Raw genomic sequence first — 23,926 nt, forward strand, 5'->3', positions numbered from 1 at the left:
CACTACGGTGGCCGCGTGAGCACACCCGACGCCGTCCGGTCCGCCGCCGAGGCGCTCCTGACGGGTCTCGACGACCGCCGCCGCACGACCTTCCTGCTGCGGCTGGACCGGTGGTGGCCCGACCTGCTGGCCGGGGTCGCCGCCGTCCACGCCGACGCCGAGCGGGTCGCCACCCGGCTGGTCGAGGTGGCCGCGCGGGGCTACGTCGACCGGCCCGACGACCTGCACCGCCTCGACGAGCGGCGCCTGCTGCGGCCCGACTGGATCCAGCAGCCGGACGCCGTGGGCTACGCCTGCTACACCGAGCGGTTCGCCGAGGGCGGCACCCTGGTGGGGCCGGGCGGGCTCACCGAGCGGCTGGACCACCTGCGCGACCTCGGCGTCACCTACCTGCACCTGATGCCGCTGCTGATGCCGCGCGAGGGCGACAACGACGGCGGGTACGCGGTGGCCGACTACCGCGCCGTCCGGCCCGACCTCGGCACCGTCGACGACCTGCGCGACCTCGCCACGGTGCTGCGCGCGAACGGGATCAGCCTCGTCGTCGACCTGGTGCTCAACCACGTCGCCCGCGAGCACGCGTGGGCGCGGGCCGCCCGGGCCGGCGACGCGACCTACCGGGACTACTTCCACGTCTTCCCCGACCGCGCCGCCGCGGGCGGCCCCGACGACCTCGAGCGCACCCTGCCCGAGGTCTTCCCGGACTTCGCGCCCGGCAGCTTCACCCACGACCCCGACCTCGACGCGTGGGTCTGGACGACGTTCAACTCCTTCCAGTGGGACCTCGACTGGTCCAACCCCGCGGTGCTGGTCGAGTACGCCGACATCGTCGTCGACCTGGCCAACCTCGGCGTCGAGGTGCTCCGCCTCGACGCCATCGCGTTCCTGTGGAAGCGGCTCGGCACCAGCTGCCAGAACCAGCCCGAGGTGCACGCGCTCACCCAGGCGCTGCGCGCCACCGCGCGGATGGCGGCACCCGCCCTGCTGTTCAAGGCCGAGGCGATCGTGGGCCCGCGCGACCTCATGCCCTACCTCGGCGTGGGGGAGCACACCGGCCGGGTCAGCGACCTGGCCTACCACAACAGCCTCATGGTGCAGGTCTGGTCGATGCTCGCGACCGGCGACACGGTGCTGGCTCGCGAGGCCCTCGCCGGGCTTCCGCCGACGCCCCCGAGCGGCACGTGGATCACCTACCTGCGCTGCCACGACGACATCGGCTGGGCGATCGACGACGCGGACGCCGGCGCGGTCGGCCTCACCGGTGCCGGCCACCGGCACTTCCTGGCCGACTTCTACGCCGGCGACCACCCCGGCTCCTGGGCCGAGGGGCTGGTCTTCCAGCACAACCCCGAGACCGGTGACCGCCGCATCAGCGGCACCGCCGCGTCACTGGCCGGGCTCGGCGCGCACCGCCGCGACCCCGACGGCGCCTTCGCCCGGCTCTACCTCGGCCACGCGATCATCGCCGGGTGGGGCGGGGTCCCGGTGATCTGGAGCGGCGACGAGCTCGGCCTGCCCAACGACCCCGACTGGGCCGCCGAGCCGGGCCACGGCGACGACAACCGCTGGGCGCACCGGCCGCGGGTCACCGGGGCGGCGCTCGCGCGCCGCCACGACCCCGCCACCGACGAGGCCCGGGTGCACTCCGGGATCGCGCACCTGATGCGGACCCGCCGCACGCTCCCGCAACTGCACGCCGGCGCCCCGGTCGAGGTGCTCACCGACACCGACCCCGGCGTGCTCGCCGTGGTGCGCCGGCACCCGAGCGGCGTCCTGGTCGGGCTCTACAACGTCACGACGTCGCCCCGGCCGTTCCCGCTCGCCCGGCTGCACGACGTCGGGCTGGCCCGGCCGCTCGACGCGCTCGGCGGCCACGCCGTCACGGCCGGCGCCGACGGCGTGGTCTGGGTGCCGCCGTACGCCGCGTGGTGGGTCGTGGAGGGCTAGTCCTCCGGGTCGGGGACGACGCTCGCGGCGCCCTGCGCCACCGCGACGCACCACTCGCCGGCGCGCTCGAGCGCCTCGGTGCCGGACAGGGCGGGGGTGCGCCCCTCGAGCGAGCACGACAGCCAGGCGTCGCCGAAGAGCCCGCGGAACGTGGTCACGGTGCGTCGGCCCCGCTCGCAGGTGAGCGCGACGCTCGGCCGGCCAAACGCGGCCGCCCCCCGGACCGGGGTGCAGCCGTCCTCGCCGCGGGCCGCCGCGACCAGGCGGCGTCCCTCGGCGACGGTCACGGCGGGGGCGAAGACCCAGGCCCGCGCGGTCACCGCGCCGCTCGTCCAGCTGCACCCGAACTCGTGCGCGACGTCGCGGACGCCGGGCACGACCACGGCGGGCTGCCCGTCGCCGTAGGAGCCCTCGTCGGTCGCCGGCGCACCGAGCGCGCGCTCGACGGCCTCGGGGGGAAGGGCGCCGCAGAACTCGGCCCGCGGGATCGCGACGGTCAGCGTGTCGTAGTCGGCGAGCGGCGTCGGGGGCACGGTCGTCGGGGTGCTCGGCGCCGGCGGGGCCGGGGTGTCGTCGTCGCCGCCGAGGGTCGCGGTGAGGCCGACGGCGACCACCACGGCCGTCGCCAGGAGGGCCAGGAGGAGGACGCGGACGGCGGACGACACCCCGCCACGATACGGAGGAGGTCCGCTGCGTGCCTGGACCGGTCGCGTACCGTCGGGTCAGTGATTCGCTTCGAGAAGACCACGGTGTCCTATCCGGGACCCGGGAAACCAGCCCTCAACCAGGCGTCCATCAACGTCGACAAGGGCGAGTTCGTCTTCCTGGTCGGCGCGTCCGGGTCGGGCAAGTCGACCGCGCTCAAGCTCGTCCTGCGCGAGATGCGGCCGACCTCGGGCCGGGTCTACGTGGCCGGCAAGGAGATCAACCGGCTCGCAGCGTGGAAGGTCCCGCGGCTGCGCCGCCAGATCGGCACGGTGTTCCAGGACTTCCGTCTCCTCCAGGGCAAGACCGTCTCGGAGAACGTCGCCTTCGCCATGCAGGTGATCGGCCGCCCGGGCCGCGAGATCCGCAAGACCGTCCCCGAGACCCTCGAGCTGGTCGGGCTCTCCGACAAGGGCAACCGGATGCCCGACGAGCTCTCTGGCGGCGAGCAGCAGCGCGTCGCCATCGCCCGGGCCATGGTCAACAAGCCGATGATCCTGGTCGCCGACGAGCCCACCGGCAACCTCGACCCCACGACGTCGGCCGGGATCCTCACCCTCTTCGACCAGATCAACGAGACCGGCACCACGGTGCTCATGGCCACCCACGACCACGGCGTCGTCGACCGGATGCGCAAGCGGGTGGTCGAGCTCGACCACGGCGTCGTGATCCGCGACGAGGCCGACGGCGGCTACGGGTTCGAGCACTGACCGGCTGACCCAGCCAGCACCCGACTTCCCACGGGGCGCCGCACCTCGACGCCCCGCACACCACAGGAGTACCCGGCTTCATGCAGCTGCGCCACGTCAGCACCAACCTCCGCCAGGGCCTGCGACGCAACCTGTCGATGCACGCCGCCGTCATCCTCACGCTCTTCGTGTCGCTGAGCCTCGCCGGCATCGGCGTCATGCTCAGCAAGCAGGCCGACCTGACCGCCGAGGCGATCGGCAACGAGCTGCAGATCTCGGTCACCCTCTGCGTGCCCAACGAGTCCGACTTCCCGCAGTGCGTCGCCGAGGTGACGCCCGAGCAGGAGGCCGCGATCAAGGCCGCGATCGACGAGAACCCCGAGGCCCGCAGCTACGAGGAGATCTCCAAGGCCGAGGGCCTGCAGAAGATCAAGGACCTCGGCGTCATCGACGAGAAGCAGCTCGAGGGCGACAACCCGATCTTCACCGAGGCCGACGTGCCGAAGACGATCCGGGTCACCCTCGAGGACCCCGAGGAGTACGAGGGTCTCGTCAGCGCCCTGCAGAACCTCGACGGCGTCCGCGACATCACCACCGCCCGCGAGCTCGTCGGGCCGGTCTTCGCGACCATCGACGCGATCAAGTGGGCCGCCTGGGGCGCCGCGGCGATCCTGGTGCTCGCCGCGGTCATGCTGGTGGCCAACACGATCCGGCTGGCCGCGCTCGCGCGCCGCAAGGAGATCGAGATCATGCGCCTGGTCGGCGCCTCGCGGATCTTCATCTCGCTGCCCTTCGTGCTCGAGGCGCTGTTCAACGCGGTGATGGGCGTGGCGCTGTCCGCCGGTGCGCTCGCGGCGTTCACGCGCTGGGGGATCATCAAGGGCATCGACCCGAAGTTCGACGGGTTCCCGTTCGTCGGCTGGCCGGAGTACGGCTTCACCGTGGTCGTGCTCGCGATCGCCGGTCCGGTGCTCACCGTGCTCCCGACACTCCTGCTGACCCGCAAATACCTCAGATTCTGAGTCGCGTCACCTACGGTCGAGACGTTCACTTCCCCGAACGAACGGCAGTCCCTGTGCGCTCCTTCCCCGGCGCCGCGCGACAGCGAGTGGCCGCGACAGCAGTCGCGCTCGTCTCGCTCGCGGCTCTCACCCTTCCCCTGGCCGTCCCCCTGGCCCACGCCGACGAGGACGACCTCAAGAACCGCAAGCGCGACGTCCAGGGCCAGATCGACGACGCGGCCGACGACCTCCACGAGGCGAGCCGGCAGGCCTCGCGGGCCAACGCGGCGCTCGTCTCGGCCCGCGAGCGGCTCACCGCCGCCCGCGCCGACCTGGCCGCGGCGCGCGCGCGACTGGCCGAGGCCCGTGAGCGCGACGCCGAGCTGCAGTCCGAGCTCGACGCGGCCGAGGCCGCGCTGGTGGCCGCCGACGCGGCCTACGCCACCGGTGTCGCCGAGGTCGAGGAGCAGCGCGGCGTCGTCCGCGACAACGTCATCGGCATCTACACCGACGGCGACCCGCGGCTCCAGGCGCTGAGCAGCCTGCTCGACAGCACCTCGCTGAGCGACATCAACGACCGCCGGCTGGCCGACCAGGTGATCACCGGCGCCCAGACCTACGCCTTCGACCGGCTCGAGGAGGTCGAGGCGCAGCTGGCCGACGAGGCCGCCGCCGTCGAGCGGACCAAGCTGGCCGTCGAGACCAAGCGCGAGGAGGCCGCCGACCACCTCGCCGCGATGCGGACGCTGGTCGAGGAGACCGACGCCGCCAAGGTCGCCGTCCAGGGCTACCTGGGTGAGGCGCGCACCGCCCGCCAGCAGGCCCTCGCCGCGCGGTCCCGCGACCGCGCCACCCTCCAGGCGCTGAAGCAGCGCGAGGCCCGCATCCAGGAGCAGCTCGAGGCGCTCGCCCGCCGCCAGGCCGGCCGGACCGGCTACACCGGCGACGCCGGCAACTTCCTCGCCTCCCCGGTCTCCGGGGGCTACGTGACGTCGCCGTTCGGCTACCGCACCCACCCGATCTACGGCTACTACAGCCTGCACAACGGCACCGACTTCGGCGCCTCGGGCGGCTGCGGCACCCCGCTGGTGGCCTCGGCCGCCGGCCGGGTCATCGACACCTACTACGACTCGGTCTACGGCAACCGGCTGTTCCTCTCGGTCGGCAACGTCAACGGCAAGAACCTGGTGCTCATCTACAACCACATGACGTCGTACAAGGCGTCCGAGGGCGACCGGGTCGGCCGCGGCGAGGTCGTCGGGACGATGGGCACCACCGGCTGGTCGACCGGCTGCCACCTGCACTTCACGGTGATGGCCGACGGCACCGCCGTGGACCCGATGCCCTACCTCTGAGGCCCGATGGGGCGGAGCTGCGGCGTTCGTCCTCGCGGGGTCACCGGACCTGACAGCCTGGGTCCATGAGCTTCGTCAAGGCCTGTGCCGGGGCCACCGACCGGCGGGCCGGGAGCGGGTGGGGCCAGGAGGCCGCCGCCGCCTCGGCCCTGGCGGTGCTCGAGTCGGACGGACCCGACGCGGCGGCGACCGCGCGGATGGGGGCCCTGGCCGCCCGGTTCGGGCTCTCCGAGGTCGAGACCGCGCTGCTCGAGGCGGCCGCGGCCGCCGAGGAGAGCGTCGCCGGCCACCTGCTGCTCGGCCTGCTCTCGGGGGACGACCGGCCGGGCCGGCCGACCGTGGCGCTCGCCCTCGAGCTGGGCGGCGCCGCGCCGGGCGCCCGAGCGGCGCACCGGCACCTCGGTCCCCGCACCGCGCTCTCGCGGTACGGGCTGGTGCGGATCGTCGGGACCGACGTCCTGCTCAGCCGCCGGCTGGTGCTGGGGGACCGGGTGGCCGCCTACCTCGCCGGCGACGACGTCCCCTCGCAGACGACGCTGTCGATGCTGCTCGACCCGGTCCCGGTGGCCGTCGAGGGCACCGACGAGGTGGTCGCCGCCCTGCGCTCCGACCACGCCCTGGTCTGGGTGCACGCGCCGGGCGGGGGCGCCGGGGCCGCCATGGCGGCCGCGGCCTGCGAGCGGCTGGGCGTGTCCTGCCTGGTCGCCGACCTCGGCCGGCTGGACCCGTCGGTCCCCGTCGAGGACGGCGTCGCCGGGCTGGTGCTCGAGGCGGGCCTGAGCGGCAGCGTGCTCGTCGTCCTCGGGGCCGAGCGGGCGCGCCCCGAGTGGCTCTGGCACTCCGCCGTCCCGGTGTGCGCGGTCAGCAGGGACCCGTGGGACCCCGAGTGGTCCGGCGACCTGCCCGTCACCGTGCTCGCCCCGCGGCTCTCGGTCGCGCAGCGCCAGGAGCTCTGGCGCCCCCTGCTGGGCGAGGCGTCCACGAGCCGCGAGATCACCACCATGCCGCTCTCGCCCGAGCAGATCGTCACCGTCGGGCGGCACGCCGCCGCCACCGCGGCCGTCAACGGCGAGGACGGCGTCTCGGCCCAGCGCGTGCGGCAGTCCGCCCGCACCCTGAGCCGCGGTCGCTCCGTGCGCGCCAACGCCGCCTCGGCGGCCACCCTCGACGACCTCGTCCTGCCGCGGGCCGCGCTCGGTGAGGTGCGCCGGCTGCTCGACTGGGCCCGCTACCGCGACGAGGTCGTGGCGCTCGGGCCGCTGCACGGCAAGGGCGGCAAGGGCATCGGCATCTGCGCGCTGTTCTCGGGTCCGCCCGGCACCGGCAAGACCCTCGCCGCGCACGTCATCGCCGACTCCCTGGGGATGGACCTCTACCAGGTCGACCTCTCCAGCATCGTCGACAAGTACATCGGGGAGACCGAGAAGAACCTGGAGAAGGTCTTCGTCGAGGCCGAGGCCACCAACGCGGTGCTCTTCTTCGACGAGGCCGACGCCCTGTTCGGGTCGCGGTCGGCGGTCACCGACGCCAAGGACCGCTACGCCAACCAGGAGATCGCCTACCTGCTGCAGCGGATGGAGCAGTTCGACGGCATCACGGTGCTGGCGAGCAACCTGCGCGGCAACCTCGACCCGGCGTTCGCGCGGCGGCTGCACTTCATGGTCGCCTTCCCCGACCCCGACGTGGAGACGCGCCGGCGGCTCTGGGAGCACCACCTCGCCGGCCTCGCCCTCGACGCCGACGACCCCGTCGACGTCGACTGGCTGTGCTCGACCGTCGAGATGGCCGGCGGCGACATCCGCAACATGGTCCTGGCCGCCGTGTACGCCGCGGTGGCGGAGTCCGCCTCGCTCGGCATGCGCCACGTCGACGATGCCGTGCGTCGCGAGCACCTCAAGCTCGGACGCCGTCCCCCGGCCGGGCGCACCAGCCCGGCCGTTCGGGGGACTGCGTGAGCGCGAAGGTGGACAATCGGCCAGGGGCCGTCGGGTCCCCCGAGGAGGTGGCACGGTGGACGTGACGCACGACAGTGCCCGCAAGGTCGAGCCGACCACGGCTCCCGCCCCCGTCGTCGAGGCGCCAGCGCCGGCCGGCCCGGTTCCGGTCGCCGTCGGCACCATGGTCGTCGGCCACGCCGAGGACCACGCCGAGAAGGACGCCGACCGGCGCGCCGACAGCGCGCTCGGGCGCCTGCGGGGTCTCGAGCCCGACCGGCACCAGCACGGACCGGGCTGCGAGCACGCCGTGCGCCGCGCGGCGGCACCGGTCGGCGGCGCCCCGGAGGTGGGCCTCGAGGGAGGCGCGCTCGGCACGGACACCAGCGCGGCCATCGCCGAGCGACGCGGTCGCGGACGCAGGCTCGAGGAGCCGGTGCTGCGCCGCATGCAGACCGCCTTCGACACCGACCTGTCCGCCGTCCGCATCCACGACGACGCGGCCGCGGCGACCCTGAACCGTCAGGTGAGCGCGCGCGCCTTCACCACCGGCAAGGACATCTTCTTCGGCGCCCGGCAGTACGCCCCCGACACCACCGAGGGCGAGCGGGTGCTGGCCCACGAGCTGGCCCACACGCTGCAGCCCGCCTCACCGGTCCGGCGCACCGCCACCGAGGCCAAGGAGGTGATCCCGACCGGTGCCGTGAAGGACCGGGTCAGCGCGATCGACACCCCGACGGCGGCCACGGAGTCGACGCGAGGAGCCGCCGAGGTCGAGGCGGCACCCGACCTGGACACGACGGTCGCCGACCAGCTCCCGGCGGCCTACGCGGCCATGCCCGACCTGCTCAGGCTGACGGGCCCCGAGGTGCGCAGGCTGGCCCAGGACGTGTCGATGACCGGTCCGCTGATGGACGTGGTCAAGGGCGCGTTCGAGGCGAACTGGTTCAAGGCCAAGGAGTGCCTGGTCTTCGGCAAGTGGCCCGGCGCGAAGCCGGCCTTCTCCCACGAGGCCGGCCTGAGGCTGATGAAGGCGTTGACCGAGCTGCGCGGCAACGTGCACACCGAGATCAAGAAGGAGGTTCCCGAGCGGGTTCGGAAGAGGATCAGGACCGCGCTCGAGGCCGCCAAGGCTGCCGAGGGCGCCGCGTCGGAGGCCGACAAGCCCCGGTTCGCCGACCGGGTGCGGCAGCTCGAGGTCGACGCCAACCTCCCCGCCGACGACCTGATCTTCTTCATCGGCTCGGTCGGCGCCGACAGCGTCACCTCCGACGTCGACGTCTCCACGGCGGGCTCCTACACCGAGTGGGGCGTCGTGGCCTACAACCAGTACTTCCGCGAGAAGCTCGGGGTCTCCTACGACGCCGGCACCGTCTTCGACCTGAACGTCTACGCGAAGGACTTCATCTTCAAGGCCAAGGACACCGAGACGGTGACCCGGTCGGCCGGGTCGACCAAGGTCACGACGGACGTCGTGCCCGGCACCGAGAACCCGGCCGAGGAGGGGAAGCTGTCGGCCGAGGAGCGCAAGGCCCAGGACGACGACCAGGAGACGTGGGCCCTGACCCACGTGGCGCGCTTCCTCGACCCCACCGGGTGGGCCACCCACACCGCGACGATCCTGCTGGCGATCGAGGACCCGGACCGGCGCACGCAGCAGCGGGAACGCTTCGAGGAGGCCTGGGCCAGGGCCTCGGCGTTCCGGGACCGCCTCGAGGCGACCATGGAGGACCTGGCCGAGGTCGTCGAGCCCGGTGCGGCGTCGGCGTGGGGCCAGGGCGACCAGCAGCACCACGCCGAGGGAGCGCTGCTGATGCGCGCCGCCAACCAGATCTACGAGGCCGAGCTCCTCAAGCTCAAGGCGGCGCGCGAGGAGATCGCCGTGCTGCGGGGCAAGGACCTCGCCGCCGACGACCCGGGCCGGGAGCGGCTGATGGCCCTCGTCGCGGAGATCCCGAAGCTGGTGTCGCAGGCCTCGCTCTACGCCAACGAGGTCTACGGGTCGGGCGGCGCGACCGTCCACGCCGTGGTCGGGATGCAGGGCCGCAACAAGCGGCTCGAGAACGGTCCCTCCGAGAAGGCGAAGGACGACGCGGCCGGCACGACGCTCGAGCACGACGTCGTCGTCCACATCCCGGTCGCCCAGTGGTTCCAGACGTTCAACGACAACCTCGGCGACGTGCTCAAGGACTTCCAGCACTTCGGCGTCAAGCACGGTGACCACGAGCCCGACTACTGGTACGCGGCGTTCAAGATGGGCAAGTACGTCGACCGGATGCTCGACGCGATCCCGCACCTCTCCCAGGGTGCCGACGCCATGGTCACCCCGAAGCAGACGGCGGCGACGCTCGCCCTCCCGGCGTACCAGGCGTTGAAGAAGCTCGCGAAGCAGCACGTCGACAAGAAGGCGGGCGTGGCGAAGACCGACCCCAAGAAGCTCGCGAAGGACGACTTCTTCAAGGAGTTCGGCGCGGCCCAGGTCGCCGAGGTCCGCAACCAGGCACTCGCGCTGTGGGCGAAGGTCCGTGGCGACGTCACCAGCGCCCCGCCGAAGGCGCCGGCCGGCAAGGCCGGGTCTTCCGGCGGGGGCGCCACGAAGCCCGGCTCGGGCGGCTCGGCCGCGCCCGGCGACGACCGGGCCGTGCTCGAGTCCCTCCAGGGCCGGGTCAAGAAGCTCGCCGAGGCGTTCTCGTCGTGACGGCCCTGACCCAGCAGCAGCTCGAGGCGCTCGTCAGCGTCGGTGCGGTCGACTTCACCGGCAAGGAGCTCGACGGTCTCGACCTGCGCAACCTCCTGCTCGGGGCCGCCCGGCTGGACGGGCAGCGGCTCGGCCGGTGCCGCCTCGACGACGCGTCGTTGCGCGGCGCGAGCCTCGTCGGCGCCGACCTGGGCGACGTCGTCGTCCGGGGCGCGGGGCTCGAGGAGACCCGCCTCGACGACGCGACCTTCGACCGTGGGGACCTGTCGCACTGCGACCTCGAGCGCGCGACGGCGCCGGACGTCTCGTTCCGCGACGCCCGGATCACCGGCGGGGTGTGGAAGCTCCTCGACGCGCCCCGAGCCTGCTTCGACGGCGCCCACCTCGACGGGGTGGTGCTGCACCAGGCCGAGCTGGTCGAGGCGACGTTCCGCGGCGCCGTCCTCACCGGCTGCCGGTTCAGCCGGGCCGTGCTCGACGGCGCCGACTTCACCGGCGCCACCCTCACCGACTGTGACTTCGAGGGCGCCACCAGCAGCACCCCGCAGCCCTGGCAGTAGCCGCCGGTCGAAACGACCTTGCCACCGCCTGGGATGATGGACGGATGGCCAGGGAGCAGGGGCGCAAGCTGATCGCGCAGAACAAGAAGGCGCGGCACGACTACGCCATCGACGACGTCTTCGAGGCCGGCCTGGTGCTGCAGGGCACCGAGGTGAAGTCGCTGCGCCAGGGCCGGGCCTCGCTGGTCGACGGGTTCGTCGACATCGACCGCGGGGAGGCGTGGCTGCACGGCGTCCACATCCCCGAGTACTCGCAGGGCACCTGGACCAACCACGCCGCCCGCCGCAAGCGCAAGCTGCTGCTGAACCGGGTCGAGATCGACAAGATCGAGCGCCGGGTCAGCGAGAAGGGGCTGAGCGTCGTCCCGCTGTCGCTGTACTTCCTCGACGGCCGCGCCAAGATCGAGATCGGCGTCGGCAAGGGCAAGAAGTCGTGGGACAAGCGGCAGTCGATGGCCAAGCGCGACGCCCAGAACGAGATCCAGCAGGAGGTCGGGCGCCGCCTCAAGGGCATGCGTGACTGAGGAGCACCCCGACGCTCCCGCGGTCCGGGAGTTCTGGACGACGCTGGGACTGCCCGGGCTCTTCGACGTCCACGTGCACTTCCTGCCGCCCAACATCCAGCGCGCCGTGTGGGCGGTCTTCGACCAGGCCGGCCCGAAGATCGGCCGCCCCTGGCCGATCCGCTACCGGACCTCGCACGAGGAGCGGCTGCTCACCCTCGAACAGATGGGCGTGCGCCACTTCTCGACGCTGCCGTACGCCCACAAGCCGGGCGTCGCGACCTACCTCAACGGCTGGTCGGCCGAGTTCGCCGCCGGCCGGTCGCAGGTGCTCCGGTCGGCGACGTTCTACCCCGAGCCGGACGCCGCGGCCTACGTCGCCGCGGAGGTCGCGGGCGGCGTCGACATCTTCAAGATCCACCTCCAGGTGGGGGAGTTCCACCTCGACGACCCGTTGCTCGACGAGGTCTGGGGCCTCCTCGAGGACGCCGGCACCCCGGTCGTCGTGCACGCCGGCTCGGGGCCGGTCGGCAACGACTTCACCGGGCCGGCGTCGATGCAGCGCCTGCTGCGCCGCTTCCCGCGGCTCGCGGTCATCGTGGCCCACCTCGGTGCACCGGAGTGCGAGGCCTTCCTGGCCCTGGCCGAGAGGCACGAGCGGGTGCACCTCGACACCACGATGGTCTTCACCGACTTCTTCGGCGTCGACTACCCCGCCGACCTGCTGCCGCGGCTGCGCGACCTGCAGCCGAAGGTGCTGCTGGGCTCGGACTTCCCGACCATCCCGTACCCCTACGTGGAGCAGCTGTCCGGGCTGGCCGCGCTCGACCTGGGCGACGACTGGCTGCGCGACGTGTGCTGGCACAACGGCGTCCGGCTCCTCCTGTCCAACGGGGGCTGAGCGGTCCACACTGGCCGGGTGACCGGTCGGCGGCGTGAGGGCGAGGAGCGGCACTGGGCGACGATCGCCCTGGAGCGCCGGGCCCTCGCCGACCTGGTCGCCACCCTCACCCCGCAGCAGTGGGCGACGCCGAGCCTGTGCCCGGCCTGGACGGTCCACGGCGTCGTCGCCCACCTGGTGAGCGTGCAGGAGGCCGACCGCCGGCAGCTGGCCGGAGCCGTCGTCCGGGGGCGGGCCCTGCCGCCGCGCGTCGTCCTCGCCCTGGCCGCCGACCTCGACGGCTGGTCGGGCGCCGACCTCGCCGACGGGCTGCGCCGGCACGCCGGGAGCCGGTTCCACCCGCCGGGGCTCGGCGCGCGCTCGGCCCTGACCGACGTGATGGTGCACCGCGTGGACGTCGCCGTGCCCCTCGGGCTCCCGGTCGACCGGCCCGCCGCGCACTGGACCCCGGTGCTCGACTTCCTGCTCTCCGGCCTGCCGATGCTGGGGTCGATCCGCGGCGGTCGGCCGCGGCTGCGCTACCGCGCCACCGACGTGGACTGGCACGGCGGGCGGAGTGGGCGGGGTGGGCCGGGCACCGAGGTGTCCGGCACCGCCGCCGCGCTGGCGACCACGATCGCGGGCCGCCCGGCCCTGGTGCACGAGCTCGACGGACCCGGCGTCGCAGCGCTGCGGGCCTGGGTCGGTGCCGGCGCGGCGTCCTAGGCGCCCGCCCGACACCGGTCGCCGCCCGGCCGGTCCGGGAAGTGAGGTGCTCCAGTGGGACCGGCCCGCTAGGATGGGGGAGCACGACAACTCAAGAGGGGCTGATCGGTTTCGACTTGGGACGTTAGTTCCAGGGGAAGCGGGTCGAGGAGCCAGCGTCATCTCGTAAACGATCGCTGGAAACCAATAACTGCCAACGCTAAGCGCAGTTCCTTCGCTCTCGCCGCCTGAGCGGTGATCGAAGCGTCAGACCGGGCATCCGTCTCCGTCCCGGACCCTGGCGTCATCTAGGAGACTTGCTGTTCACCTCTCGTCAGGAGGGGTGACCGGGACTCAAACCTGACTGGGCCTGTCGGCGACGCGTCTGCGCGAGCGCCGGGGCCGAGAAATCGTCATCGCAGACTGCACCCGGAGAAGACCTGGTTCGACGCTCGAGGACGCGGGTTCGATTCCCGCCAGCTCCACACCCAGAGGTCCCCGCAGCACGAGCGCGGAGGCGTCGCACACTGCCGGTCCCGGCGGCCCAGCCGCCGAGACGCAGCCCTCTTGAACGTGAGCCGCTCCGACACCGTCGGAGCGGCTCACGTGTCTGTCCTGCGCAGCCCGTCTCCGGCTGGGCGCCGGCAGCAAGCCGCCTGCCGCAATCCGTCCGCGGCGACCTCACGCGGCGGGCGGGGCGACGGTCGCGTCGCGTCGACCCGACCGGAGGAGCGCCGCGGCGACGAAGCCGGTGGCCTTCAGGTCCTCGACGAAGGTGTGCAGGAACCCGACCGCCTCCGGGCTGCGGGTCCGCGCGGTGCCGACCGCCTGCTGGATCTCCATGAAGCGCGGCTCGAGCAGCCGCGTGCCGGGGTGGGTCGCGACGAAGTCGACGACCGGCTGCCTGATGCCGGCGGCGACCTCCAGCCGCTGCTCGGAGAACACCGAGGTGCCCTCGCTGCCCCGGACCACCTCGGCGTGCGCCAGGGTGCGGGTGAGGAACAGGTCGTAGGCCGACCCCTCCTTGACCCCGACCCGGACGCCCGGGCGGTCGACGTCGTCGGCCGAGGTGAGGGGTGAGCCGTCGGGGACCGCGTAGACCCCCTCGATGACCGCGTACGGCGCGGTGAACGCGACCGTCTCCTCGCGGGCGGGGTCGACGGCGAGGAAGCAGATGTCGGCCCGGCCCGTGGTCATCGCCGTGAACGAGTCGCGCGCGGCGTCGAAGCAGACCAGCTCGACCGGGACGCCGAGCAGAGAGCCGAGCTCGCGGGCGATGTCGACGGTGACGCCGCCCGGAGCATCTGGGGTGCCCTGGGCGAGCACCGGGTTGCCGAGGTTGATCGACGCACGCAGGGTGCCGGTCGGAGCGAGCTCGTCGGTGATGTCCACGAGCCGCATGGTGCCAGCCCTGTGGCTCGTGGCTCAGATCCAGCCCATCCGCCGCGCGATCGCGACCGCGTCGTGCCGGTTGGCGGCGTCGAGCTTGGTCATCGCGTTGGACAGGTAGTTGCGCACCGTGCCGGGGGAGAGGGAGGCCCGCTGGGCGATCTCGTCGATCGGGGCGCCGGTCGCGGCGAGCTCGAGGACGTCGGACTCGCGCGGGGTGAGCGGGCTGTCGCCGGCGGTGATGGCCTCGGCCGCGAGCTGGGGGTCGACGTGGCGGCCCCCGGCGTGCACCGTGCGGACGACGGCCGCGAGCGTGGCCGCCGACGTCGTCTTCGGCAGGAACCCGCGGACGCCGGCCGCGAGCGCCCGCTTGAGGTGACCGGGACGGCCGTGGCTGGTGACGATGATGCAGCGGCAGCCGGGCAGCCGCGTGGCCAGCTGCTCGGCCACCGCCGTGCCGTCGAGCCCGGGCATCTGCAGGTCGAGCACGGCGACGTCGACCCCGTGCTTGACGGCCATCGCGACCGCCTCGTCGCCGGTGGCGGCCTCGGCGACCACGTCGACGTCGTCCTCGAGGTTGAGCATCTGCACCAGCGCGGTGCGGATGAGGTGCTCGTCGTCGGCCAGGAGGACCCGGATGACGCCGGTGGTTTCGGTGCTGGTCACGCGGGGCTCCTGGTGGTGGTGGCGCTCAGCGGCCCGGACCCGGGCAGGTGGGCCACGACGGTCCAGGAGCCGGGCGAGGCGGTCGTGGTGAGGGAGGCGCCGAGCGGGCTGAGTCGTTCCCGCAGGCCGTCGAGGCCGGCGCCGCCGCCGGACGCCGGGGGGCCGGCTCGGACGCCGTCGTTCGAGACCCGCAGCTCGTCGCCCGCGAGCTCGATGCGCACGCGGGTGGCCGCCGAGTGGCGCAGCACGTTGGTGACGCTCTCGCGGACCACCCACCCGGCCGCCTCGTGCCAGGCCCGGGGGACGACGTCCACGGCGAGCTCGACGTCGATCCCGGCCGAGCGGAGCAGCGACCGGGCGCCCTCGAGCTCGGTCGCCAGGTCGGTGGGGCGGTAGCCGCGGGCCAGCTCGCGGGCCTCGGCGAGCGCCTCGTGCGCGACGGCACGCACCTCCAGCATCTTCTCCGCCGACCGCTCGTCGCCGCGGGCGGCGAGGGTCGCGGCGAGCTCGGCCTGGACGGCGATCGTCGACAGGCGCCTCCCGAGCACGTCGTGGACGTCGCGGGAGAACCGCAGGCGCTCCTCGGCGACCGCCAGCCGGGCGACGGCGTTCCGGGCGGCGTCGAGCTCGCTCACGACGTCGAGCACCCAGAGCGAGGCGCGGACCGCGAACACGAGGAAGGCCGCGAGGACAGCCCCTGACACCACCCCCGAGGCCTCGCCCCGCAGCCCGCCGAGGACGGCGCCGCCGGCCACCACCGCGGCCGAGACCCGGTGGTCGGGGATGCCGCCGAGGGCGGCGGCGACGTTGCCGATCACCATCGCGGTCACCGTGGCCTGCACGGTGTCGACCGACGACGTGCCGGGCACGAGCAGGTACCCCACGCTGCCCAGCAGCAGCACCGCCACCCACGGCCAGGGCAGCGGACCGCGGGCGGGGTGGTTGTCGACCACCGCGCGCAGCACGACCGTCGCGGCGACGAGCACGACGACCCCGCCCGCGACGATGGCGCCCCGCTCGCCCGCGTCGGCGGCGGCGGTCGCCGCGGCGAGCAGGAGCGAGAAGGCGAAGCCGGCGAGCATCACGTACAGCGAGGCGCGGGTGTAGAGGTCGACGCGCTCGACCCGGCTCAGGGCCGACCAGCGGCGGGGTCTGCGCAGGGTCATGGCCACGGCCCCACCCTAGGGACGGGCGGGGCCGTGGTGAGGGTGGGACGCGTCAGGAGCGGGGCTCCCAGCGCATCGAGCGGGAGGCGAGCGAGAGGGCGACGCCGGTCCAGGCGACCATCACGGCGAGGGGGCCGACGCTCTGCCCCCACGTCTCCGAGAGCGACAGGGTCGACTCGGTCGCGCCGGTGCCGTCGAGCCCGAACCAGCCGACCCGCACGAGCTCGCCGATGGCGGCGCCCGGGGTGTAGGAGACGACGTCGCGCACCGCCTCGGGCAGGCTGGTGAGCGAGGCCATGACCGGTCCGGCGATGGCCAGGATGATCACCGGCATGCTGGTCAGCTGCGCCGCCTCGGCGCTGCGGGTCCAGGCCGCCGTCCAGTAGGCCAGGCCCGCGAACATGACCGCCGAGACCACGGCACCGACGGCGAACACGGCCGGGTTCAGGGGGAGCGGCTGGCCCAGCGCGGCGGCGGCCGGGACGGTGACGGCGCTGACCGCGAGGGCGCACAGGACGCCGGGCAGCGCGACGCCGACGAGCAGCTCGGAGTCGCGGACCTCACCGGTGCGCATCCGCTTGAGCACCAGCTCGTCGCGGCGGTTCACGAACTGCGACAGCACGTTGTAGAACACCGGGAACAGCCCGGCGGTGAGCACGACGCCGCCGATGCCGGAGGCGCCGAGGGCGATGTCGCCCCGCTCCCCGGGCAGCAGCAGGGCCAACCCGGCGAGCGGCAGCACCGTGCCGTAGACCAGCGCGAGCCGGTTGCGCGCCAGGAGGACGAGGTTCCACCGGGTCAGGTGGGCCAGCCGGCGCAGGGAGAAGCGGTCGGCGGGGGTGGGGGCGGTGGTCGTGGCGGTGGTGGCGCTCATCGGAGGCTCCCTTCCAGGGGGACGGCGGGGGTGGCGTGCTCGGCGGGGCGGTCGGCGGGCCGGCCGGGCGTGCCGGCGTCCGGGTCGCGACCGTCGGCGATCGCGAGGAAGACGGTCTCGAGGCTGGGGCTGCGGGCGTCGAGCCCGGCGAGCCGGACGCCGTACTGGTCGGCCCAGTCGAGGAGGTCGCCGAGCGAGGCCTGCAGGTCGCTGGTCTCCAGCGTCGTGCGGCTGTGCTCGTGGTGCACGCGGGTGACGCCGGAGAGCGGGTCCGGGAGCGTGTCGAGGCGGTCGAAGGAGATCATCGAGGGGTGCCCGGCGGCGATCTCGGTGGGTGTGCCGGACCGGACGATCTCGCCGCGGTGCATGATCTCGAGGCGGTCCGCGAGGGTCTCGGCCTCCTCGAGGTAGTGGGTGGTGACGAGGACCGTGGAGCCCGCGTCGCGGAGGCCGGCGACGAGGGTCCAGACCTGGCGGCGGCTCTCGGGGTCCAGGCCGGTGGTCGGCTCGTCGAGGATGACCAGCTCGGGGTCGCCCATCAGCGTGGCGGCGAGGTCGACGCGGCGGCTCTCCCCGCCCGAGAGCGACAGCATCCGGGTGTCGGCGCGCCCGCCGAGCGAGAGCAGGTCGAGCATGTCGTCGACCGGGCGCGGCGCGGTGAGCGTCCCGCTCCACAGCCGCAGCGTCTCGCGCACGGTCAGGTCGCCGGAGAAGCCGCTGCGCTGCAGCAGCACCCCGGTCCGACGCCGGACGGCGGCGCGGTCGGCGATCGGGTCGAGCCCGAGCACGCGGATCTCGCCCGCGGTGGCGGTGGCCAGCCCCTCGATCACCTCCAGCGTGGAGGTCTTGCCGGCGCCGTTGGTGCCGAGGAGGGCGGTGATGGAGCCGGCGGCGACGTCGAGGTCGATGCCGCGGACGGCCTCGAACGCGGTGGCGCCGTGTCCGAAGGTGCGTCGCAGGCCGCGGACCCGGATCGCAGGCTGCCCCGGGGATCGGGTGGTGGTGTTCGTGTCCATGTCCCCAGCCTCGCCGCGTCCGGGCCGGTTCCTCAGTCGCGTTCCTCACCGGTCGTCGATGACAAATGTCATCGCGGGCCATGATGGTGCCGTGACCCACGGCATCTCCTTCCCCGCCCGACCCGACGGCCGCCGCAGCACCACCGAGGTGGGCCGCGAGGTCGTGGCCGCCGCGCTGCGTGCCGTCGACCCGGCCGGCGCGCTCGGCGTCGAGCAGGAGACCGCGTGGCGCAGCGGGTACGTCGTGCACTTCCGGCGCCTGGTCGAGGCCGGTCTGGCGACGCCCGAGGCGTGGGTGCGGATCGCCCGCGACGGGCTGGACGCCGTCCACCAGCGGATGGTGGTCGCCGACGACGGCGACGGGCGCGACACCGCGGCGGCCGACCGACCGCTCGCCTCGCTGCTCGACGCGGCGCCCACCCGGGTGCTGCACACCGAGGAGGTCCGCGGGGAGGGCGCCGCGGCCACCGAGCTCGTCGTGCCCTACCGCGGCCGTGAGCTGCGCGGCGACGCGCTGCGCGACCAGCTGGCCGACTGGGTGGTGCGCGGCGTGATGGAGCCCTCGGCCGCCGAGGCCGTCGCCGAGGTCGCGGCGCACCCCGGGTGGCTGCGGGCCGAGGGCCACACGGTCGTCGTCCTCGGTGCGGGGGCGGAGATGGGTCCCCTCGCCCCGCTGCTGCGCTGGGGCGCCACCGTCGCCGCGGTCGACCTGCCCCGCGAGGCCGTCTGGGAGCGGGTGCGGGCGACCGCGACCCGGGCGGCCGGGCGGCTGCTGGTGCCGGTCGACGACGCCGGCGTCACCGGGGCCGACCTGCTGGCCGAGGTGCCGGAGGTCGCGACCTGGGTCGAGGGACTCGACGGCCGGCTCGTCGTGGGCAACTACCTCTACGCCGACGGGGCCACCCACGTGCGGGTGACGGTGGCCGCCGACGTCCTGGGGGCCCGGCTGGTGCGGAACCGCCCCGACACCGCGCTGGCCTTCCTCGCCACCCCGACCGACGTGTTCGCCGTCCCGCGCGCGGCCGTCGAGGCCTCGACCGACGCCTACGTCGAGCGCGGCCGCACCGCCAAGGTGGTCGGCCGTCCGCTGCGCTGGGTCTCGCGCGGCCGGCTCCTGCACCGCGCCTACCCACCGGCCGCCGACCCCGGCATCGGCGACAGCCTGGTGCCGGTCCAGGGCCCCAACTACGCCCTCGCCAAGCGGATCCAGCGCTGGCGGGCCACGACCGCGCTCGCCGACGGGGGACTGGTGTCGTTCCACGTCGCGCCGTCGACCCGCACCCGCTCGGTCCTCAAGAACCGCGCGCTCGCCGCCGCCTTCGCGGGCGCGCACCGCTTCGGCGTCGAGGTCTTCGAGCCGGCCACCGCCAACACGCTGATGGCGGCCCTGCTCGTGCGCGACCTCGCCCGGCCGCCGGCACCGCGGGCCCACCCGTGGCAGGACGAGGCCGCGGCCGCCGTGCACGGCGGGCTGTGGCGCGCGGCCTACGAGCCCCGCAGCGCGCTCGGACTCGCGGCCGTCCTCGGCTACGGCAGCGCCCGCGGCTGAGCACCGGCGCGCGGCCCGCGACGGCACGATCGGGGTGACGGTGGCGCGACCCGCCGCGCGGGTGACGCCGTCCGGGGCGGCTCTCCGTCATCATCCGGTCATGGCGTTCGGACGGCTGCTGGTCATCGTGTCCCTCCTCCTGCTCGGCGCGACGCTCCCGGCGGCCGCCGCCGAGCCGGCGTCGCTGGTGCTGACCGCCACCGCGGGGCCCGCGGACGCGGACGCCCCGCTGGCGGTGACGCTCACCGGGGACGACGGCGCCCCGCTGGCCGGTGCGGCCGTCGTCCTCGAACGACGGCGGGACGGCGCGTGGGCGGCGGTGGCGACGGTCGTCACCGACACCTCCGGGCGGGGCACCGCCGTCGTCCGGCGGGCCCGCGACGCCGGCGACAACGTCTTCCGAGCCCGGTACGACGGCGACGGGGTGCACGACCCGGCCCGCACCGCGCCGGTCCCCAGCCGCCTGGTGCGCCAGCCGAGCGTCGTCACCGTCGGCGGCCGCGACCGCGTCGTCGACGAGCGTGCCGTCACCCTGCGCGTGCGGTGGCGCACGACCGCCGGTACGGGGGTGCCGGGACCCGTGCGGCTCCAGCGCCGGCTGGCCGGTGAGCGCTGGGAGACCCTCCGCACGCTGCGCACCGACGGGCGCGGCCGCGCCACGCTCCGGGTCTGGCCCCGGGTCGACAGCCGGTGGCGGGTCGTCGCCCCCGCGCTCGACTGGGTGCGCGGCGACCGCAGCCCGGTGCACGGCGTCGACAACCTGCCGCCCGGCGTCCCGGTGCGGCTGCCGGCGGCGGCGCCCGAGCCGCGCGTCGACCTGCCCCGGCAGCCGCGGGCGACCTCGCCGGGTGCGGACCCCGTCGTCACCGCGATCCCCGACGGCGTCTGGGACGACATGACCGGCCGCAGCTGGCACGAGGGCTGCCCCGTCGGCCGCTCCGGCCTGCGGCTGCTCCGCATCAACTACTGGGGCTACGACGGCTACCGCTACCGGGGCGAGCTGGTCGCCGCCGCCGGCGCGGTCGACAACATGGCCCGCGCCCTCGCCGCGATGTACGCCGGCCGCTACCCGATCCGGTCGATGGTCCGCGTCGACCGGTTCGGCTGGTCCGAGCGCGTCCAGGGTGCCGACGACCACCGCTCGATGGCGGCCGGCAACACCTCCGCGTTCAACTGCCGCTGGGTGGTCAACCGCCCCGGCGTGCGCTCGCCGCACTCCTACGGGCGCTCCCTCGACGTGAACACCTGGGAGAACCCCTACCGCTCCGCCACCGGACTGGTGCCGAACAGCTGGTGGCAGGCGCACCGCCACCCGCGTGTCGCGTGGCGCTCGCGCGACCACGGCGTGGTCCGGATCATGCTGCGGCACGGGTTCCGCTGGACCTACGGCACCGGCGACAGCCAGCACTTCGACGTGCCGTCCGGCTCCGGTCGGGTCGTCGGGCCGGCGCCGCGCGCCTGCGGCGGTCACGCCTGCCACTGAGCCAACCACCGGGCCCGCCGCCGGCCACGACGTCACCCGCCCGCCCGAAGGTGTTGGTGCGCTCGTCACCGATGAGTGGTTCAGTCGACCCATGACATCTCGGAGATCTCGGACCATCCCCGTCGGCCGCGTCCTCGCGCCCGCCCTCGCCGCCCTCACCATGACGCTCGTGGCCCCGCTCGCGCCGGCCACCGCCGACCGCACGACGGTCGAGCAGGAGCGCTCCGCCGCGCCGTCGAGCGTGCGCGTCCAGCAGCTCGACGTCCCCCTCGTCTTCGGCCACCGCGGCGCCTCGGGCTACCGGCCCGAGCACACGCTGGCCTCCTACGAGCTCGCCATCCGGCTCGGGGCCGACTACATCGAGCCCGACCTCGTCTCCACCAAGGACGGCGTCCTGGTCACCCGCCACGAGAACGAGATCGGCACGACGACCGACGTCGCCGACCACCCGGAGTTCGCGTCGCGGCGCACCACCAAGACCATCGACGGCGTCGCGGTCACCGGCTGGTTCACCGAGGACTTCACGCTGCGCGAGCTCAAGACGCTGCGGGCCAAGGAGCGGCTGCCGCTGGTGCGGACCGGCAACACCCGCTACGACGGCCGGTTCCAGGTGCCGACCTTCACCGAGGTGCTCGCCCTGGTGGCGAGGTGGGAGAAGCGGCTCGGTCACAAGATCGGCGTCGCCCCGGAGACCAAGCACCCGACCTACTTCGACTCCATCGGGCTGTCGCTCGAGGAGCCGCTGCTGCGGAGCCTCAAGCAGGCCGGCAAGAACAAGGCGCGGAGCAAGGTCGTCATCCAGTCCTTCGAGGTCGGCAACCTGCGCGAGCTCGACCACGCCACCGACGTCCCGCTGGTGCAGCTGGCCGACGCGCGGGGCGGGCCCTACGACCTCGCCGACGAGGGCACCACCTACGCCGAGCTGACCAGCCGCGGCGGGCTCCGCAAGGTCGCGCGCTACGCCGACTGGGTCGGCCCGGAGAAGAGCCTGGTGCTGCCCCGCGACCCCGCCGGCGCCACGGGCGCACCGAGCGCCCTGGTCGGCAACGCCCACCGCGTCGGCCTCCGGGTCGTCGTCTTCACGGTGCGCGACGAGAACCAGTTCCTGCCCACGAACTTCCGGGTCGGCACCGACCCGAACGCCAAGGGCGACGTGTTCGGTGAGATCACCGCGCTGCTCGACGCCGGCGTCGACGGGATCTTCGCCGACTTCCCCGACTCCGGGGTCTTCGCCCGCGACGAGTGGGTCGGCTGACGGGCTAACCTCGACGGCGTGCCCGCCTGCGTCTTCTGCGCCATCGTCGCGGGGGAGGCGCAGGCGTCCGTCGTCCTCGACGAGCCGGACTTCCTGGCCTTCCTCGACGTCCGCCCGCTGTTCCACGGCCACGTGCTCCTGGTGCCGCGCGAGCACGTCGAGACGCTGCCCGACCTGCCGGCCGGGCTCCGCGACGGGTTCCTGGAGGCCGCCCAGCGGATCGCGGTCGCGGTCAAGGACGCGCTGGGTGCCCAGGGCAGCTTCGTGGCGATGAACAACACCGTCAGCCAGTCGGTGCCGCACCTGCACCTGCACGTCGTCCCGCGCACCAAGGGCGACGGGCTGCGCGGCTTCTTCTGGCCGCGCACCACCTACGCCGACGGGGAGGCCGACCGCGTCGCCGCCTCGCTGCGGGGGGCGCTCGATTCCTGAGGGCTGGGCTGGCCGGTGACCGGGTCGGGTCGCAGGCAACCGAACGGCGTCCCAGCGCGTCTACCAGGACATGAAGCTGGACGGCCTCGGCAGGACGGTGCTCGGCACCGTCGGGATCCTCGCGATGACGCTGGTCGCGTTCGCGCTGCAGACCCCGCTCGGGGGTCGCTGAGGGTTCCTCTACGGTGGGGAGGTCCGCCAACTAGTTTGGCCACCAACCACAGAGGAGTCACCGGGATGGGTCGCTACGACGGACGGGTCGCCGTCATCACCGGGTCGGCGCGCGGCATCGGGTTCGCCATCGCCACCCGCCTGGCCGAGGAGGGCGCGTCGGTCGCCGTCGTCGACCTCGACGAGGCCGCGGCCACCGAGGCCGCCGGCCGGCTGCCCCTGACCGAGGGCGCCAGGGCCGTCGGCATCGGGGCCGACGTCAGCCGGAGCGCGGACGTCGACGCCGCGATCGCCCGCGCCGTCGAGGAGCTCGGCGGCATCCACGTGCTGGTCAACAACGCCGGCATCACCCGCGACAACCTGCTGTTCAAGATGACCGAGGACGACTGGGACCTGGTCATGGGGGTGCACCTCAAGGGCGCCTTCCTGATGACCAAGGCCGCCCAGGCGCACTTCGTGGCCCAGAAGTACGGCAAGATCCTCAACCTCTCGAGCGTCTCCGCCCTCGGCAACCGCGGCCAGGCGAACTACTCGGCCGCCAAGATGGGCGTGCAGGGCTTCACCCGCACCCTCGGCATCGAGCTCGGCCCCTACGGCGTCAACGCCAACGCGATCGCGCCCGGCTTCATCGCCACCGAGATGACCGACGCCACCGCCGCCCGCCTCAAGATGGACGTCGAGGAGTTCCGCCGCCTCAGCGGCGAGGCCAACCCGGTCCGGCGGGTCGGGTTCCCCGAGGACATCGCCGCGACGGCCGCGTTCCTGTGCAGCGACGAGGCCTCCTACATCACCGGCCAGACGCTGTACGTCGACGGCGGCGCCACGCTCGTCTGACGCACCACCCCGCCCGCCCCGCCGCCCGTCCGGGCGCTCGTCCGGCCGGACGTCGTCCGACACGCCCGCCCGCCTCCCGGGCGGCGTGTGGGTCGGCGCGCACACTTGACCCCG

At 74.1% G+C, this 23,926-nt stretch carries 21 protein-coding genes and 1 other RNA gene; 16 read left to right on the forward strand and 6 right to left on the reverse strand.

The window, feature by feature from the left end; all coding sequences use genetic code 11:
- The first annotated feature begins 15 nt into the window (after nt 1–15).
- Nucleotides 16–1,947 (forward strand): alpha-amylase family protein, encoded by a 1,932-nt coding sequence (locus FE634_RS04465; RefSeq protein WP_187366821.1) that lies wholly within the window; start codon nt 16–18, stop codon nt 1,945–1,947.
- Here the strand turns inward: FE634_RS04465 and FE634_RS04470 are convergent.
- Complete coding sequence (locus FE634_RS04470) at nt 1,944–2,612, reverse strand: hypothetical protein (protein WP_138875214.1); 669 nt, start codon at nt 2,610–2,612, stop codon at nt 1,944–1,946. The genes FE634_RS04465 and FE634_RS04470 overlap by 4 nt on opposite strands.
- 60 nt (nt 2,613–2,672) lie before the next feature.
- Between FE634_RS04470 and ftsE the strand changes: the two genes are divergently transcribed.
- The 10 genes from ftsE to ssrA all read left to right on the forward strand — a co-directional run bounded on the left by ftsE (nt 2,673) and on the right by ssrA (nt 13,465).
- Nucleotides 2,673–3,362: a cell division ATP-binding protein FtsE gene (gene ftsE / locus FE634_RS04475; protein ID WP_137292473.1), complete on the forward strand. Its 690-nt coding sequence runs from the start codon at nt 2,673–2,675 to the stop codon at nt 3,360–3,362.
- 80 nt (nt 3,363–3,442) lie between these two features.
- Nucleotides 3,443–4,363 (forward strand): permease-like cell division protein FtsX, encoded by a 921-nt coding sequence (ftsX, locus tag FE634_RS04480; RefSeq protein WP_137292474.1) that lies wholly within the window; start codon nt 3,443–3,445, stop codon nt 4,361–4,363.
- An 86-nt stretch (nt 4,364–4,449) separates the two neighbouring features.
- On the forward strand, nt 4,450–5,697 hold the full coding sequence (locus FE634_RS04485; protein WP_138875216.1) for a M23 family metallopeptidase: 1,248 nt from the start codon (nt 4,450–4,452) through the stop codon (nt 5,695–5,697).
- 65 nt (nt 5,698–5,762) lie between these two features.
- Entirely contained in the window at nt 5,763–7,652 is a 1,890-nt protein-coding gene (locus FE634_RS04490; protein ID WP_148240379.1) for an ATP-binding protein, read from the forward strand.
- Between the two features lie 61 nt (nt 7,653–7,713).
- A complete protein-coding gene (locus FE634_RS04495; RefSeq protein WP_187366822.1) occupies nt 7,714–10,329 on the forward strand; it encodes an eCIS core domain-containing protein in 2,616 nt (871 codons plus the stop codon).
- Nucleotides 10,326–10,889 carry a pentapeptide repeat-containing protein gene (locus FE634_RS04500; RefSeq protein WP_138875219.1) on the forward strand — a complete coding sequence of 188 codons (564 nt, stop codon included), beginning with the start codon at nt 10,326–10,328 and terminating at the stop codon, nt 10,887–10,889. The genes FE634_RS04495 and FE634_RS04500 overlap by 4 nt, the downstream gene beginning before the upstream one ends.
- A gap of 44 nt (nt 10,890–10,933) precedes the next feature.
- Nucleotides 10,934–11,413 carry an SsrA-binding protein SmpB gene (gene smpB, locus FE634_RS04505; protein ID WP_137292479.1) on the forward strand — a complete coding sequence of 160 codons (480 nt, stop codon included), beginning with the start codon at nt 10,934–10,936 and terminating at the stop codon, nt 11,411–11,413.
- A complete protein-coding gene (locus FE634_RS04510; RefSeq protein ID WP_138875220.1) occupies nt 11,406–12,293 on the forward strand; it encodes an amidohydrolase family protein in 888 nt (295 codons plus the stop codon). The genes smpB and FE634_RS04510 overlap by 8 nt, the downstream gene beginning before the upstream one ends.
- Before the next feature lie 18 nt (nt 12,294–12,311).
- A complete protein-coding gene (locus FE634_RS04515) occupies nt 12,312–12,998 on the forward strand; it encodes a maleylpyruvate isomerase family mycothiol-dependent enzyme (RefSeq protein ID WP_138875221.1) in 687 nt (228 codons plus the stop codon).
- A gap of 97 nt (nt 12,999–13,095) precedes the next feature.
- Nucleotides 13,096–13,465, forward strand: a transfer-messenger RNA (tmRNA) gene (ssrA, locus tag FE634_RS04520).
- Nucleotides 13,466–13,658: 193 nt separating this feature from the next.
- Here ssrA and FE634_RS04525 read toward each other — a convergent pair.
- From FE634_RS04525 to FE634_RS04545, 5 genes are all read right to left on the reverse strand, one after another.
- Entirely contained in the window at nt 13,659–14,378 is a 720-nt protein-coding gene (locus FE634_RS04525) for a transporter substrate-binding domain-containing protein (protein WP_138875222.1), read from the reverse strand.
- 24 nt (nt 14,379–14,402) lie between these two features.
- Complete coding sequence (locus tag FE634_RS04530; protein WP_262347655.1) at nt 14,403–14,951, reverse strand: response regulator transcription factor; 549 nt, start codon at nt 14,949–14,951, stop codon at nt 14,403–14,405.
- A gap of 77 nt (nt 14,952–15,028) precedes the next feature.
- Nucleotides 15,029–16,198: a sensor histidine kinase gene (locus FE634_RS04535; RefSeq protein ID WP_148240380.1), complete on the reverse strand. Its 1,170-nt coding sequence runs from the start codon at nt 16,196–16,198 to the stop codon at nt 15,029–15,031.
- A gap of 52 nt (nt 16,199–16,250) precedes the next feature.
- Nucleotides 16,251–17,072 carry an ABC transporter permease gene (locus FE634_RS04540; protein ID WP_148240381.1) on the reverse strand — a complete coding sequence of 274 codons (822 nt, stop codon included), beginning with the start codon at nt 17,070–17,072 and terminating at the stop codon, nt 16,251–16,253.
- Nucleotides 17,069–18,088, reverse strand: coding sequence for an ABC transporter ATP-binding protein (locus FE634_RS04545; protein ID WP_137292484.1), 1,020 nt, complete (start codon nt 18,086–18,088; stop codon nt 17,069–17,071). The genes FE634_RS04540 and FE634_RS04545 overlap by 4 nt, the downstream gene beginning before the upstream one ends.
- A 91-nt stretch (nt 18,089–18,179) precedes the next feature.
- On the opposite strand from FE634_RS04545, the gene FE634_RS04550 reads away from it, so the two are divergent.
- The 5 genes from FE634_RS04550 to FE634_RS04570 all read left to right on the forward strand — a co-directional run bounded on the left by FE634_RS04550 (nt 18,180) and on the right by FE634_RS04570 (nt 23,812).
- Nucleotides 18,180–19,637: a hypothetical protein gene (locus FE634_RS04550; protein WP_148240382.1), complete on the forward strand. Its 1,458-nt coding sequence runs from the start codon at nt 18,180–18,182 to the stop codon at nt 19,635–19,637.
- Between the two features lie 100 nt (nt 19,638–19,737).
- Nucleotides 19,738–21,120 carry a M15 family metallopeptidase gene (locus FE634_RS04555; RefSeq protein ID WP_138875225.1) on the forward strand — a complete coding sequence of 461 codons (1,383 nt, stop codon included), beginning with the start codon at nt 19,738–19,740 and terminating at the stop codon, nt 21,118–21,120.
- Between the two features lie 91 nt (nt 21,121–21,211).
- Nucleotides 21,212–22,375, forward strand: a complete 1,164-nt coding sequence (locus FE634_RS04560) for a glycerophosphodiester phosphodiesterase (RefSeq protein ID WP_262347575.1) — start codon at nt 21,212–21,214, stop codon at nt 22,373–22,375.
- A gap of 18 nt (nt 22,376–22,393) precedes the next feature.
- Nucleotides 22,394–22,807, forward strand: coding sequence for an HIT family protein (locus tag FE634_RS04565; protein ID WP_138875226.1), 414 nt, complete (start codon nt 22,394–22,396; stop codon nt 22,805–22,807).
- A 237-nt stretch (nt 22,808–23,044) separates the two neighbouring features.
- Complete coding sequence (locus tag FE634_RS04570; RefSeq protein WP_138875227.1) at nt 23,045–23,812, forward strand: SDR family NAD(P)-dependent oxidoreductase; 768 nt, start codon at nt 23,045–23,047, stop codon at nt 23,810–23,812.
- The last annotated feature ends 114 nt before the right edge of the window (nt 23,813–23,926 follow it).

This window comes from Nocardioides sp. S-1144 (assembly GCF_005954645.2).
Taxonomy (GTDB): domain Bacteria; phylum Actinomycetota; class Actinomycetes; order Propionibacteriales; family Nocardioidaceae; genus Nocardioides; species Nocardioides dongxiaopingii.